Source organism: Clostridium puniceum (assembly GCF_002006345.1).
GTDB classification, from domain to species: Bacteria; Bacillota; Clostridia; order Clostridiales; family Clostridiaceae; genus Clostridium; species Clostridium puniceum.
Genome location: NZ_LZZM01000022.1, coordinates 64,234 through 80,698, shown reverse-complemented (window position 1 = coordinate 80,698; position 16,465 = coordinate 64,234). Strand labels below are relative to the sequence as shown.

Sequence of the window (16,465 nt, the reverse complement as noted above, 5' to 3'; positions counted from 1 at the left end):
GGAAAATGCCAATTATTTTCGAAAAAAATTCAAAAATATTTCACATAAAATCTGAAAAAACCAGCTATGCTTTGAAAGTATTGAAAACAGGTCATGTTGCCCATTTATATTGGGGAAGAAAATTAAATAGCAATAGTTTAAGTTATATTATAGATAAGAGAAAGAGAGCGAGTTATATAAGTAATACGGATAACATAAAAGAATTTAAATTAGAGTTAGTACCACAAGAATATCCGAGTTATGGAAATACAGACTTAAGAGTGCCAGCTTTTGAATTACAGTTTGAAGATGGTTCAACTACAACAAATTTAAGATATGCACATTATAAAATTTATAAAGGTAAGAAAGCGCTTAATGGATTACCTGCAACATATGTTGAAAGTAATAATGAAGCAACAACTTTAGAAATACACTTAATAGATGAATTAAAAAAAATTAAAGTTATTCTTACATATAGCGTATTTGAAAATTTTGATGCAATAACTAGATCTGTTGAGTTAATAAATGAAGGAAAAGAAGAGGTCAGGATATTAAGAGCTCTTAGTGCAAATGTTGATTTTAATAGTGATAAATTTGAAATGTTACATCTAGGTGGAGCTTGGGCCAGAGAAAGGTGTATTATTAGAAATAAAATTACACAAGGCAGCCAATCTACTGAAAGTAGAAGAGGTGCAAGCGGTCATGGAACAAATCCCTTTATATCTTTGGTAAGAAAGGAAACTACAGAAACAAATGGAGATGTCTATGCAGTGAATCTTGTGTATAGTGGTAATTATTTAGGAAACATAGAAGTTGATATGCATAGTAACACTAGGGTTCAAATTGGAATAAATCCTTTTGATTTTAATTGGGTATTAGAACCAGAAGAAGGATTTCAAACTCCAGAGGCAGTAATGGTTTATTCGCCAAATGGAATAACCGGCATGTCACATATTTATCAGAATTTATATAAGAATAGACTATGCAGAGGTAAATATAGAGATGTAGTGAGACCAATTCTTATAAATAATTGGGAAGCTACTTATTTTGATTTTAACGAAAGAAAAATAAAAGAAATTGCTAAAGAAGCTAGTGAACTTGGAATAGAACTTTTTGTTTTAGATGACGGCTGGTTTGGAAATAGGAATGATGATACAAGTTCTCTTGGCGATTGGTTTGTTAATGAAAAGAAATTAAAGAGCGGTTTAACTAGTTTAGCATCAGAGATTAATAAGATGGGTTTAAAATTTGGACTTTGGTTTGAACCAGAAATGATTTCTCCTAATAGTGAACTTTATAAAGAACATGATGATTGGTGTATTCATGTTCCAGGCAGACTTAAATCAGAAGCTAGAAATCAACTTGTATTAGATTTATCTAGAAAAGAAGTATGTGATTATGTAATAGAAGCAGTAAGCAATGTGTTAAATTTAGCATCAATTTCTTATGTTAAATGGGATATGAATAGAAATATGATGGATATAGGTTCGAAAGGATTACCAGCTAAAAGACAAAGGGAAACAGCTCATAGGTATATGTTGGGATTATATAGAATCCTTGAAGAAATAATAACTAGATTTCCTGATGTATTATTTGAAAGTTGTGCTGGAGGCGGTGGAAGATTTGATCCAGGAATGCTCTACTATATGCCACAAACTTGGACAAGTGATGATACAGATGCCATAGAAAGATTAAAGATACAATTTGGTACATCATTAGTTTATCCAACTGTATCAATAGGATGCCATGTATCAGAAATTCCAAATCATCAAGTAGGAAGAAATACTCCTATAGAAACAAGAGGAGTAGTAGCCATGACAGGAAATTTTGGTTATGAACTTGATGTGACAAAATTAAGTAAAGAAGTGAAGAATATAATTAAAGAACAAATTAAATTATATAAAGAAATAAGAGAAACAGTTCAATTTGGTGATTTCTATAGATTACTAAGTCCATTTGAAGATAGTGAAGCAGCGTGGATGAGTATATCTAGAGATAAATCTGAGGCTATAGTAAGCTACGTAAAACAATATGTAGAACCTAATAAGGAAGATAAACCATTAAAATTAGTTGGTTTGGAATGTGATGCCCAATATGAAATATTAGGTGAGGACATTATTTTAGGTGGAGATGAATTAATGTATGTTGGCTTATATATACCAGTGCTTAAAGGTGATTATACATCAAAGCAATGGGTTTTGAAAAAAATCAGTATATGTGAAAAATAAGCACCTATAAAAAAGTGCTTCAGCACAATTATGAATTTCTTAAGTGAGACATTTATAAGTTTAAAAGAGAAATTGTATAAGAAGTAGAAGACATTATTGAAGACTAGTATGGGAATGAATTATTCATATGCTAGTCTTCAATAGTGTCTAAAGTCATATATGATTTAGATGTATTAAAAATATAGTAAATTAAACAAAGGGATCAAAAAAGAATAAAATGGACCTAAAGAGCGTATTTTAAAAATCACAATTTTATTGCTTGTTTGTAAATGCTGTCATAGTGTCGATAAAAGTTGACATAATAATTGTTAATAAATAATAGAAGAATAGATAGTAAACATTAAGGTAATAAAATGAGGTTTACAAACAAATTAAATTTTGAGAATACATTTAAACTGGTATTATTGCAATGATTTTACCTTTTAAAGTTAAAATAAATGTAGCAGAATCCAGCCAGTTATAACTACTTATCAACCAACGATTAATGAGGTGATTGACGCAAGTGGATTTAAACACCATGATGTTGGATTAACCAAGGACATTATTGAGAATATGAGAGAAGAGTTAATAGCTCCAAAAGATCCTTGGTATAGTTATGACAGTCTAAAGAGTGGGTATGCGGATGATCCAAGGAAATTAACATCAATATCCCTATTCAAATATTAAATTTTCACTAGTTAGATTTGCATATTATAAAACGAAATATTCGTATATATTATAGTATTTCTAATGCGAGGAAATTATATTCTTGACCAATCTGTGGATAACTAATAAAAAATATATATTAGGAAACTATTTGCTCGTCTGCATGATTGCGCGATCGGCATTTAGCATTTTTAATATTTGAATTTAATTTAGTAAATGTAATTTTAACAACTTCAAAAATTTTATAATCAAAGCAGCACAAAACTATTATACTCATTCACAAAAAACTTTCCTATCCATAAAACTTAGAGATTCTCACACAACTTTTTTTATTTAAAAAGCCCAAAAAATATTTGACAACGTTTTAAATAGGTGTTAAAATTTATTTGTAAATATAAATAGGATTGTTACTCTCTTGGAGGCATTACCTAAGACAGATAAGCTGTTTTATGTAATCATTCAAGAGAGTTTTTGTTTTAGAAAGGAAGAGAATTATGATAGACTTTTTTAAAAAGAAAAAGAAATTACTGTTATATTCACCTGTAAGTGGTAAATGTATTGATCTGGAATATGTACGAGATAAAATTTTTTCCTCAAAAATGATGGGAAATGGAATTGCATTTTCTTTTTCAGAAGATACAGTATGTGCTCCTTGCAATGGTAAACTTACTATGATTGCCAATACACTTCATGCATTTGGAATTAAAGCAGAAAATGGAGCAGAAATCCTTGTTCATATTGGTCTTGATACTGTAAACCTTAATGGAAATGGATTTACAAAACTAGCAAAAGAGGGAGACCAGGTTAAGAAAGGTGATCCTATTATTAAAATCGATAGAAAAGTTATGCAGAAATCAGATATAGACCTTACAACACCTATGATTATTACAAATGGATCAGAATACAAATTTAATATAAAAAATCCCAGAAAAGATGTTACAATGGGCATAGATGTGGTAATATCATTTGAATGAAGACAAGGAGGTCAATGGTATGAGGGTAATTAAGAAAATTAACAATAATGTCGTTAAGTGCTTGGACAACAATGGAAATGAATTAATTGCCTTTGGAAATGGAATTGGATTTCCTAAAACTCCTTATGAATTAAATGATATGAGTAAGATTAAACATACTTATTACAATGTAAATCTGAAATACTTAGGATTATTAAATGAAATACCAGAGGATATTTTTGAAATATCAGCGAAGATTGTCGATTATTCTAAAGGGAGAATCATGAATGAAATTAATTCGAACATTGTTTTTACTTTGGCTGATCATATCAATTTTGCAATACAAAGATATAACAAAAACATGATAATCAAAATGCCTTTTAGCTATGATGTCCAACATTTATATGAAACTGAAATGGATATTGGAGAAAAAGCAATAGCATTTATTAATAAAATTAAAAAAATACATTTATCAAAAGATGAAGCAGCAAGTATTGCATTACATTTTATTAATGCAGAGAATATAAAAGCGCCCCAAGGTAGCAAAATCAATGAAAATCAAGTGATTACTGATATTACCAAACTTATTGAACATAAAACCAAACTGAATATTGATAGGAAAGGATTTAATTATTCACGCTTTGTATCACATATGCAATATTTACTAAAACGTCAGGAAAGTAATACAAATATTTCTAGTGATAATGAAAAGGCATTTGAAATGTTGAAAAATGAATATCCGGAAACTTATGAGTGTGTTCTGGATATAGAAAAATATATAATGAAAAATCTTGGGTGGAATCCGAGTAGTGAAGAGTTATTGTATTTAATATTACATGTAAATCGATTATGTTCAAGAGAGGATTGTAACCAATAGGGCATTACCTCAGTGCAAAAAATGTTTTTATGTTTTTGTGCTGAGGTTTTATTTTGGCAAATTCAATAAGAAAAGCGCGCATCTTATTGTTTGTATATATTTTATATAGAAAAGGAGAGAAAAAAATGGCTTCAAAAAAGAAATATGATGATTTATCAAATCAAATTATTAATCTTATTGGTGGGAAAGATAATATAGAATATTTTACTCACTGTGTAACTCGATTAAGATTTAATTTAAAAGATCAAAGTCTTGCAAAAGTAGAAGAAATTGAAAAAATTCAAGGCGTATTAGGATCCCAGTGGCAAAGTGGACAATTACAAGTAATTATTGGGCAAGATGTAGCAGATGTATATAGTTTAATATTCGAAAGAAATGGACTAAATAAGGAACAATCAATAGATGAAAAAATTGATGCTGCTTCACCAAAACACAAAAAAAAATTTAAAGAAATCATAAGTAGTATCTTCGATGGTATAGCTGGATGTGTGGCTCCTTGTGTTAGCGCATTGATTGGCGGTGGAATGATTAAGGTTATTCTTTTAGTGTTGACTCAATTAAATATTCTTACGCCTGAAAGCGGAACATATGTTACTTTATCTTTTGTAAGTGATGCTCCGTTTTATTTCTTACCAGTTATGGTAGGAGCTAATGCAGCAAAAAAATTCGGAGCCAATATGGCAATAGGGATAACATTGGGAGCTGTATTAATACATCCGACATTTGTATCAATGGTTTCTGAGGGTACTGGAGGATCTATTTTTGGTCTAGCAATTCCAGCAAAATCATATGGTAGTAATGTATTTGCGATGATACTAACAATATGGATTGGTGCAAAAGTTGAAAAAATTATTGCTAAATATTCTCCAGCTATAATTCGTTCAGTTGCAGAACCTTTATTGACTTTTCTGATTATGGCTCCATTAATGTTATTGTTATTAGCTCCAATGGGAGCAATGATTGGAACTTATTTAACTGGTGGTCTTCAATGGCTATACAATACAACAGGTTTCTTTGGGTTAGGTATTTTAACAGCTCTTGTTCCAATACTTGTTTTAACAGGTATGCACATGGCATTCCCCCCAATTGCTTTACAAAACTTTGCAATATTAGGCTATGATCCATTAATTTGTATTGCAAGTATTATTCCTAACTTTAATCAAGGAGCAGCTTGTGCTGCTGTTGCACTAAAAACTAGAAACCAAACTATACGTTCTAATGCATCTTCTGCTTCTGTAGCTGCTATTATTGCTGGAGTTAGTGAGCCTGCTCTGTTTGGTATTACATTAAAATATAAAACTCCATTATATGCAGTCATGGGAGGAAGTTTTATCGGAGGAGTAATTGCTGGAATATTTCAGTGTTATTGCTATGCATTTCCTGGAAGCTTTGCATTATTTAGCTTCATTGCTTTTATTGGAGATAAAGGTATCAGCAATTTGATTTATATGATTATCGCTGTTGTTGTTGGAATGATTTCAACATTCATTTTAACAATATTTCTGTATAAACCAGAGGAACAATAATATAATAAGGAGGAGAAAGAAATGTTTTCAAAAAATTTTTTATGGGGTGGAGCAAGCGCCGCTTGCCAATTAGAAGGTGGATTTGATCAGGGAGGGAGAGGTCTAGCCACCACAGATATGATTAATTTTATTCCAAAAGAGTTAAGAGGTGAGTCAATTTTAGAAGTGACAGCAGATGAAATAAAATACCGTAAAGAACATCCAGAAGAATTTAATTTTCCCAAACGTAGAGGAATTGATTTTTATAATCATTATAAAGAGGATATTAAATTATTTGCAGAAATGGGATTCAAAGTATTTAGAATGTCTATTTCTTGGCCTAGAATTTATCCAAATGGAATCGATGAAAGACCAAACGAAGAAGGACTAAAATTTTATGATGATGTATTCGATGAACTGCATAAATATGGAATTGAACCATTAGTTACATTATTGCATTACGACATTCCGTTGTATTTAACTGAACATTATAATGGATTCGAAAGCCGAGTAACTGTTGAATGCTTTAAAAAATATGCTAAAACTGTATTCACAAGATACCAGAACAAAGTTAAATATTGGCTTACATTTAATGAAATTAACATGGTGCTGATGAGCCCGTATTGTTGCTGTGGTGCTCTAATTGAGAAAACCACTAAAAATGAACTAAGTTTCAAATATCAATGTACACATAACCAGTTTGTTGCATCTGCACTAGCTGTAAAGGAAGCACATGCGATTAATAAGGATTTACAAGTAGGATGTATGGTTTGTCGATTAGAAAAATATCCATATTCTTCTAATCCGTTAGATGTATATCAATCAATGTTTGAAGATCATTTAAATTATTTCTATATTGATGTTCAAGTTAAAGGTGAATATCCATACTATATGGATCGTTACTTCAAAGAGAATAATATCTGTATTGATATAGAACCAGGAGATTTAGAATTAATAAAAGAAGGTTGTGTTGATTTTATTTCTATAAGCTATTATATGACATATGTTTGCAAATATAATCCTGATACGAAGGATGCGGGCAATTTGATTGCACAAATCAAGAATCCATATTTAGAAAATAGCGAATGGGGTTGGCCTATGGATCCTATGGGATTCAGAATTACTTTAAACAATTTATATGATCGATACCATAAACCTATCTTTATTGCTGAAAATGGTTTAGGAGCTTACGACAAAATTAATGAAAATGGCACAGTACATGATAGTTATCGTATTGACTACTTAAAAAAACATATTGAACAACTTGGAGAAGCTATTAAAGATGGAGTTGATGTTTTCGGTTATGCATCATGGGGACCAATTGACATTGTAAGCAATTCAACTTCTGAAATGTCAAAAAGATATGGATATATTTACGTTGACGCAGATGATTATGGAAAAGGAACGTTTAACCGTTTCAAAAAAGACTCTTTCTATTGGTATAAGAAGGTAATTGCTTCTAATGGGCAAGATATTGAATAAATACAATTAGAGGCTGTAGCAAAATAGGAATATTTGAATACGAAATATTCCCTATAGAGGCTACAACCTCTTTTTCTTAGTTCCTATATTTTTTGATGGAAGATAATAACTTCAATATTTTAACGTATTTCATAGATTTTGAATGTAGTTTTTCTTAATTCTTATTCCATCTTTATTGGATATGTTCTCAAAACTTTTTATGTTATCTGGATTTATAGTACCATATATATTCGAACAGAAGAAAATTTATCTATATCAGTAGATGTTACAGGAGAGGCTCCGCAGACCGTAATTTGATCTAGTAGCGATTCGACTGGAAAAGTAACTGTAGCTTCAGATGCAGAAGCAGGAGATTAGATAATTACAGCAATATCAACAGTGGACGAAACAAAGAAAGCATTATCAACTATTACAGTAACTTATACAGAATTACAACATTAAGTAACAACAGCAGCTATAGTTAAAGCATAAATGATGCAATTGATTCTGCAGACAAAGTAGATTTTAGTGGATTTAAAATACTTGAAAGTGTTAAAGATGCTTTTTATAATGCATATGTGTCTGCAATAAGTGCGTTAAATGATGCAAGAGATGCTTTAACAGTATCAATTGAAGATGCATTAAGCTATGCCCAAAATTTAATTTCTAAAACAAGTAATGTTAAAATAGCAATTACAAATGCTAAAAATGATGAAACTATAGCGATAAATAGAAGGAATAACAATTAAAGGCAATTTAAAAGTGGGAAAAATCTTGAAGTAATAGTTTATGATGAAAATCAAAATAAAATTACTTCAGTTTTATCTTGCCAATGGTATAGATTAAAAAATAAGGATGATGGCAAGGAAGATTGAGCAGAAATAGGTACAGACGGTAGTACTTATAGTTTAAGTAACCGTGATGAGGGGAGGCTCTATATTGCTAAAAGATAGTCAAGTAGTGACAGTTCAAGTTCAATATCAGATGGTAGTTCAATAACAAATACAACTACTACACAACCAACAAATACTCTAACAGTAACTTCAATTACAAATGCTGATGGTACTGTTAAATTAGTAGATAGCAATGGACAAACTTTAATAGCTTGGCAAGAAGTAGATGGCAAATGGTATTACTTATATAGTAATGGTGTTATGGCGTATAATACTTATGTTAGAAAATACTATGTAGGTATTGATGGGGAATGGCATAACAATTAAAATAAATTTAGTGTCGAAATATGTTGGCATAAATATTGCTTTAAATATAAATAATTAAGTATCTTGACACTAATGAGTAGATGTATTGCATATTATTTAGGATGATATAAGTAGAGTAAGTAATATAGTTATTGATGGATATGCATTAGAGATGAGAGATTTTAAGTTTAATTTATTTGATAAGGAGGGGGATATAAGGATGAAGAAAATACTTTTTTCGCTTAAGATACTAATTGCAAATTAATGTAAAAGTAAATATTTTCTTATTAAATAGCAAGGAGAAAAAATATGAAGAAAAGAATCAAAAATATTTATATATTGCTTATGTGTAGTATAATGCTCTTGTCACAAGCATTTGGGTTTGGATATTGCACAAAAGTTTATGCTGCAACATATATTCTAGATGATGCATTTGTTTCCAATATGACTGGAATGGCTAATACAGTAATGTATACCGGATATAGTACTTCTACTGGCGTGACTACTTCTGGCAATGCTGTTCCTACTAAATTAACTGTAGGTAAATTGCGTCACGCATACATAAAATTTGATTTATCATCCATAAATATTGAAAATGTTGAAAGTATAGTATTAAGTGCAACAAAGACTAGTGGTGCTAGTGTTAATACATTGAGTTATAATGAGTGCAGTGATTATTTAAGAGATAAAACAACTCAGACTGAAACTACTACTTTGTGGACAAAAAATAATATAACTTACAACACTAGACCATTGGATTTGGTAGGTGCTACACAATACAATCTAGAAATTACAAATGGGACTTCAAAGCTTAGTGTGGATCTAATGAAATTGTTTACCTCAGCTGCGGATAGAGGTAAAACATCAGTTACAGTTCATTTTACAACTACATCTGTAGATAACACTTCAGTTGGTGCAACTGATATATATTCAACTAGTAGTTCTAGTAGTGTCCCATATTTAACTGCTATTGAAAAAAATGCAGAAGTACCAGTTCAACCATCAGGAAATAATATAGGTGATTATCTTGAAAATGCTTCTATAGCAACTAAAACATTTAAAATAAAAAATTTTGACGGGGATGCTAATTCATATGTTAAAGTGCAAGCAGATGGAAGTTTAAAAGCCAATGTTGATGAAAATAATGCATCTATATTTGCATTATATGTTTATCAATATGATCAATATAAGTTAACTAGTGTAACTACTGATAATACTTATGGATCTACGATTACAACTTATGCAATTAAATGTCTAGGTAACAATAAATATCTTTCTATTCAGAATTATTTTTCAGAAACTGACACAGACAAGCCTTATTATAACATGGTTGATTCAAATACTTTTAGAATAAAAGCAGTTGCTGATGATGTTAATTGGAATGAAAGATTTTATTTAAATCAGTATGTAGCAGGTGGGTATAATATGTATTCACATCTTGATACTCTTAGAGATGATCCAACCTTTTCTAAGACAATTGTTAGAGTAGATGGAAGTAATATGACTGCTTGCAAAACCAATATGGATAATTTTAAATTTCAATTTATTGATGTGGCAAACCAAGATCAGTTAGAAGTTGTGCAAAAGATATCAGGAACTAGTGCAAATCTTACTTGGAAAGCTGTAAACGGTGACACTGACATGGGTAAATATTCAGTAAGTGAAAGTGCTACAATAACGGAAAGTAATGGAGTTTTTACAGCACAAATAAGTGGTTTAACAAAAGAGATCAAAAGTATAACTGTCACATATTCAAATGGTACCATTTCAAAAAGCGACACAGTAGAGGCTAGAATATTTAATCATCCTGGATTACTTCACAGTGAGGAAGAACTTGATACAATAAAAGAGCATGTAACCAATAAAGAAGAACCGTGGTATTCTGATTATATGAAATTAAATAATACAGTACCCAATAATCTTTCATCTTCTGCATTTGTAGCAGCCACACATGCAGGTATAGGTAGAGGGACTCCTGAGGGCTCAGGCAATATTGCAGATTTTGAACAGTCAGCAAGTGCAGCTTATTTTAATGCATTACAATGGGTAATCACTGGTGAAGATGAATATGCAGATGCTGCAGTTAATATTTTTAATGCTTGGGCTGATAACTTAAAGGTAGTTGATGGAAGAGACAGAATACTTGGAGCTGGAATGAACAGTTATAAGTTAGCTAATGCAGCCGAAATCATCAGATATTACCACGGAGGCTATTCTCGATATAGCAAATCTGATTTTATTAAATTTCAAGATATGATGAGGAATGTAATATATCCTGCAATACAAGATTTAGCAAGTCCTATGGTGGCAAATGGAAATTGGGATACTAATGCAATAGTTTCTATGATAGCTATTGGTGTATTATGTGATGATTCAGTAATTTTTGATAGAGCAGTCAGCTTATATCAAGATATACACGTAAATGGCTCAATTGCAGTATATGTTAGTGATACCGGTCAATCCGTTGAAAGTGCAAGAGATCAGGGACATGCTCAATTAGGAATTGGGTATATGGCAGAAGTGTGTGAAGTTGCTAATAAGCAAGGAATAGATTTATATAGTTTGTATGATAATCGATTAGCTAAAGCATTTGAATGGGCAGCTAAATATAATTTGTATGGAGAAGTGACCTTTGCATCTTTACCGAATGTTTTTGGTAATACATCAAAAAGCTATTGGACTCATCTAGATAGCGAAAAGCTTAATCGTGGAGAATTAAGACCAGTTTATGAGTTGCCATTATCACATTACAGAAATATAGCTGGTGTTGATGTAACATGGATGAGCAAGGCGGCAGATTCTATGAGGCCTCAAGGGTATGTTCATAATGATGAGCTGAATTTTGGAACTCTTACAACCTATAATGGAGAAGTGACTAATGTCAGTGAACCATATTTCTTAATTAGAACTCGTTTAGAACCATGGTATGAGAGGAATTTAACTAAAGATTCAAGCGGCAACTATCTTGAAGAAACATTAAATTCTTATTTTGCACCTCACGCAGATGGTACTTTAACTGCAAGTTCACAAAGAAAAGATGCTCCATTTTATCAATTAGAAAGCAATGGAGATGGAACTTACTCAATACGCTGTGTTGCAACTGATACCTATTTATCAGTTAAGGATGAAAAAATGGGGGATTACAATGTAATTAAAGCTGATGCTAAAACTAAAGGAGACAATGAGAAGTTCACCTTATATTCGAATGGAGCAGCTTTTTATTTTTTAAGATCACCTTCACATGACAATAGGATTGTATATGTTAATATAACTGATGCTAATAACAACACTATAACTACTTATAATAATAACACAAAAACTTCAACTAATGGAACTTTAACAACTAAATCTAATAGCACCATAACTTATACCAATGACATAACTTATACAAATGTAAGTCCTAGTAACTTTAAATTAACCATGTATTTAGGTACAGATGTATCAGATGATATATCAACCTTAACTAATAATGAAAAACTTATTTTAGTATATAACACTGAAGAAGAAGCTTTAAAAGATGTATCATCATCAATAGAAGTAACCAATGTAGATTCAATAGATGATATTAATGTAGAAAAAGGAACAGATAAAGATGAAATACGATTAGCAGAAACAATAGATGTGACACTAAGCGATTCGACAACTACAAGTGCAGCTGTAACCTGGGATAGTGGAAATCCAGTTTATAATGGAGAGATTTTGGGGACATATACATTTACAGGAACTTTAAAAATTCCTAAATATATAACTAACCCGAATAATCTACAGGCAAGTGTAAATGTTATTGTTGTTGGTGGTAATAATGAAGAGCCACAATCACCTACAAAACCAGATGATTCTGAAACAGAAGAAGTTCCGGTGTCGGTGAAAATTCAAGGAACAGAAAGAGTAGGTAAGACCCTCCAAGGTGCAGCGTTAATGGAAAATGGAGCTGAGTTTACTACATCGGCAGGTGTAACTTATGAATGGTATAGGTTATCCAGTAAAGATGATTATGATGGTAAACTAGTTGGAAAGGGTAAAAATTATAAATTAGTTAGTGATGATAAAGGAAAATATATTAAATTAATAGGGATTTATGAGGATTATACTTTCGAAGATATTACAGGAAAAATCGCAAAAAAATCTACAAGCAGTAACTCAAGTTCATCATTAAGTAATAATTCACAAGAAAACACAAGTTCACCTAATAATGAAGCTGACCCAATAGTTAATAGGTGGGAAAATACAATGAATAATAAAAGATATATTAAAAATGGACAACCTGTTACTGGATGGAACCAAATAGATGGTGATTGGTATTTAATGGATTCAACTGGTGATGTCCAAATAGGATGGAAACAAATTAATGGAGAATGGTATTTATTAAAGAATGATGGAACCATGGCAACAGGCTGGCATCAAACTAATAATACTTGGTATTTCTTAAAGGATAGTGGTGCTATGGCTAAAGGATGGATACATTTAAATGGTATTTGGTATTTCTTAAAAGACAATGGAGCTATGGCAGTAGGCTGGCAACAATTAAATGATGAATGGTACTATTTGTATAGTAATGGAGCTATGGCAGTAAATACAATTATAGATGGATATTCACTAAACCCAAATGGAGCTTGGGTTAAATAATATATATTTATAATATTTTATTGTTAAATATAAGTTATAATTTTGATTAACATATGAAAAGCTAATTTTTCATATGTTAATCTTTTGTTTTATTAAAAATTTAGTTAATTTATGATAAGATGTAACTGTATACAAATAATGATCAATATCAGTGAATGGAGATGATAGTATATGTTTAATTCAGCTAAGACAAAGCAATTGGTTTTAGATTATATAGAAAAAAATTCCGCAGAATCATTAAATGAAGAAAATTTGCAGGCAGAAATAAACAAATTTTCAGCACAAGCTGTAGCTCAAAAGTTTAATGTAAGTAGAAATTTAGCAAGCCAATATTTAAATGAATGGGCTAAAGAAGGCATTATAGAAAAAACAAGCTCCCGGCCAGTATATTTCTATTCTAGAAAAATACAAGAACCAGAAACAGAAGAATCAGATTATTGTATGAATAGAGAAGATAATAAAAATGACGAATTAAATGGGGACATTTTTGAAAGTGTTATAGGATATAATGGAAGTCTTCGTAATGTTATAGATCAATGTAAAGCAGCAGCTAAATATCCACCTAATGGATTACCTATACTTTTAACAGGAACAAGTGGTGCAGGAAAAAGTTATCTTGCAAATATGATTTATAATTATGCTATTGAGCAAAAGATAATAGAAGATGATAAGCAATTTGTAATTGTAAATTGTTCAGAATTTGCAAATAATCCAGAGTTACTTACAGCTAATCTATTTGGATATAAAAAAGGAGCATTCACGGGGGCAGATTCTGAAAATGTGGGATTAATTCAAGCAGCTAATGGAGGAGTATTATTTTTAGATGAAATTCATAGCCTTAACCCATCATGTCAGGAAAAATTATTTCTATTTATGGATAAAGGAATATATCATCTTATGGGAGATAATAAAAATTGGAAGGAATCTTCAGCAAGATTAATTTTTGCTACTACAAAAGATCCAGAACAAGCGCTGCTTAGGACATTACTTAGACGTATTCCAGTAACAATTAATATTCCAGCCTTAGAAGACAGACCAATTGATGAAAAAGAGCAGTTAATATTTTCATTTATTCAAAATGAAGCAGAACTGATAAACCAAAAGATCAAAGTAACTCAATCTTATTTTCAAACTTTAATGTCTTATCGTTTTAGAGCCAATGTTGGTGAGTTAAAAAGTGCAATAAAAAGAAGCTGTGCAAATGCATTTTTACACCAGAAGCAAGACAGTGAAGCGCTAATACTTAAGATGTTCCATTTACCAGAGAATATAATATCATATTCATCTTTTTTTATAACTATCGATGAAGAGGAAGGAGAAAGAGTATTATTAGATCCTTCAAAAACAAAAATAGAAGATGGAGCAGAAAAAATAATACTTTTTTTTAATGATTTGTTAAGAGAAAATGATTTATATATAGAATATAAAAGTGATAATAAAACTTTTATGGAACATGCTCAAAAAATAATTACAAAGTACTATGATTATCTAATGTTTGATAAGAAAAATAAAAATTTAAGATTAGAAGCATATGAAACTGCCATGGAGAAAATTACAGAAGAAATATGCTCAAGATATAAGATTCAATTTCAAAACAATGGATTAATACCATTAATAAGATATTTTGTTGAAAGAGGAAGTTATAGATCACAAATTTTTGAATGGGAAAGAACTGAAAAAGATAGAATAAATAAACTCTATAATATGTTAAAAAATAAATATGAATATGAATTTTTAATAGCAGAAGATTTTTCAGAAAAAGTTGAAATGATTTTTGATATGAAAGTTAGTAAAATTAATAGAATAATTTTACTATTAAATATAAAGTTCTTTAATCCAGAAATAAAAGTACAACAAATAATGGGAGTTGTATTGAGTCATGGCTATAGCACAGCCAGCAGTATTGCTGATGCAGTAAACAAGTTATTGGATGATTATGTATTTGAGGCTATTGATATGCCATTGGATGTTACAGCTTCCGAAATAGGGGAACGTCTTCAAAGTTTAGTTAGAAGGAGGCATTTATCACAAGATATAATTTTGTTAGTTGATATGGGATCTCTTGAAGATATATACAAAGAGATAAGTATAATACCTAATCTTAATATAGGAATTATAAACAATATAACTACTAAAATGGCCTTGGAGGTTGGAGCAAAGATTTTAAATAATGAACCTATGCTTCAAATCCTTGAAAATGCAAGCAGTAATACTGTCTGCAACTTTAAAATTATAGAAAACAGAGTTAGGGAAAAAGCAATTATTTTTGTAAGTGAGACAGGAATAGAAGCAGCAAGAAATATGTCTGAACTGTTTATAGATAGTTTGCCAGAATCAATTAATCTTAAAATAATGCCTTATGATTATTATAAATTGTTGAGAAATGGAATAAATGATGAAGTATTTTCAGAAAACGAGATCATATTTATTGCAGGAACCTTAAATCCAAATATTAAGGAAATACCTTATATTGCAGTTGAAGATATTATAGGTGGAAATAGATTAGATGTTCTTTATGAAGCTTTTAGTACAATATTTACAGTTGAAGAAATGCAAAGACTTCAAAATAGCATGCTGATGAATTTTTCACTTCAAAATGTTGTTGGATATTTAACTATATTAAATGCTGATAAAGTTTTGGAGTTAGTTAATAATTGTCTAAATAGTTTACAAGAAAGACTTCAAATTCAATTGAAATATAAATCTATTATAGGATTAAATGTGCATTTAAGCTGCTTGGTTGAAAGATTAGTAAAAAAGATTTCTATAGAAACGTATTTTGAATTAGATTTATTTGAAAAGGAACAAGAGAGATTTATTAAGGCATGCAAAGACAGTTTTATAAAAATAGAAAGACATTATGGAGTAGAACTGCCAATAAGTGAAGTAGCTTATATATATGATTATTTTAAGCCATATATGTAATAGTGTTATGGATATAAATTCAAATTGCATTAAAAAATGATTTGAGTTAAGAATAAGTTTATGACTG

The 16,465-nt window shown here is 30.3% G+C and carries 10 protein-coding genes; 9 read left to right on the top strand and 1 reads right to left on the bottom strand.

Going from position 1 to position 16,465, the window contains the following annotated elements; translation table 11 throughout:
* The first annotated feature begins 5 nt into the window (after positions 1-5).
* From CLPUN_RS02045 to CLPUN_RS27405, 6 genes are all read left to right on the top strand, one after another.
* On the top strand, positions 6-2,207 hold the full coding sequence (locus tag CLPUN_RS02045; protein WP_077845711.1) for an alpha-galactosidase: 2,202 nt from the start codon (positions 6-8) through the stop codon (positions 2,205-2,207).
* 1,139 nt (positions 2,208-3,346) lie between these two features.
* Complete coding sequence (locus tag CLPUN_RS02040; protein WP_077845710.1) at positions 3,347-3,826, top strand: PTS sugar transporter subunit IIA; 480 nt, start codon at positions 3,347-3,349, stop codon at positions 3,824-3,826.
* A 19-nt stretch (positions 3,827-3,845) separates the two neighbouring features.
* Positions 3,846-4,682 (top strand): PRD domain-containing protein, encoded by an 837-nt coding sequence (locus CLPUN_RS02035; RefSeq protein ID WP_077845709.1) that lies wholly within the window; start codon positions 3,846-3,848, stop codon positions 4,680-4,682.
* Positions 4,683-4,807: 125 nt separating this feature from the next.
* Positions 4,808-6,208, top strand: a complete 1,401-nt coding sequence (locus CLPUN_RS02030) for a PTS transporter subunit EIIC (protein WP_077845708.1) — start codon at positions 4,808-4,810, stop codon at positions 6,206-6,208.
* Between the two features lie 21 nt (positions 6,209-6,229).
* Complete coding sequence (locus CLPUN_RS02025) at positions 6,230-7,669, top strand: glycoside hydrolase family 1 protein (protein ID WP_077845707.1); 1,440 nt, start codon at positions 6,230-6,232, stop codon at positions 7,667-7,669.
* A gap of 557 nt (positions 7,670-8,226) precedes the next feature.
* Positions 8,227-8,397, top strand: a complete 171-nt coding sequence (locus CLPUN_RS27405) for a hypothetical protein (RefSeq protein WP_158078674.1) — start codon at positions 8,227-8,229, stop codon at positions 8,395-8,397.
* Positions 8,398-8,582: 185 nt separating this feature from the next.
* Here the strand turns inward: CLPUN_RS27405 and CLPUN_RS28440 are convergent, their stop codons facing one another.
* Complete coding sequence (locus tag CLPUN_RS28440) at positions 8,583-8,774, bottom strand: hypothetical protein (RefSeq protein ID WP_242954021.1); 192 nt, start codon at positions 8,772-8,774, stop codon at positions 8,583-8,585.
* Here CLPUN_RS28440 and CLPUN_RS29515 point away from each other — a divergent pair.
* The 3 genes from CLPUN_RS29515 to CLPUN_RS02010 all read left to right on the top strand — a co-directional run bounded on the left by CLPUN_RS29515 (position 8,695) and on the right by CLPUN_RS02010 (position 16,398).
* Complete coding sequence (locus CLPUN_RS29515; RefSeq protein ID WP_423237273.1) at positions 8,695-8,868, top strand: hypothetical protein; 174 nt, start codon at positions 8,695-8,697, stop codon at positions 8,866-8,868. The two genes, CLPUN_RS28440 and CLPUN_RS29515, sit on opposite strands and share 80 nt — an antisense overlap.
* A 288-nt stretch (positions 8,869-9,156) precedes the next feature.
* Positions 9,157-13,473 (top strand): alginate lyase family protein, encoded by a 4,317-nt coding sequence (locus CLPUN_RS02015; RefSeq protein ID WP_077845706.1) that lies wholly within the window; start codon positions 9,157-9,159, stop codon positions 13,471-13,473.
* A 171-nt stretch (positions 13,474-13,644) separates the two neighbouring features.
* Positions 13,645-16,398 (top strand): sigma 54-interacting transcriptional regulator, encoded by a 2,754-nt coding sequence (locus CLPUN_RS02010; RefSeq protein WP_077845705.1) that lies wholly within the window; start codon positions 13,645-13,647, stop codon positions 16,396-16,398.
* Positions 16,399-16,465 lie beyond the last annotated feature (67 nt).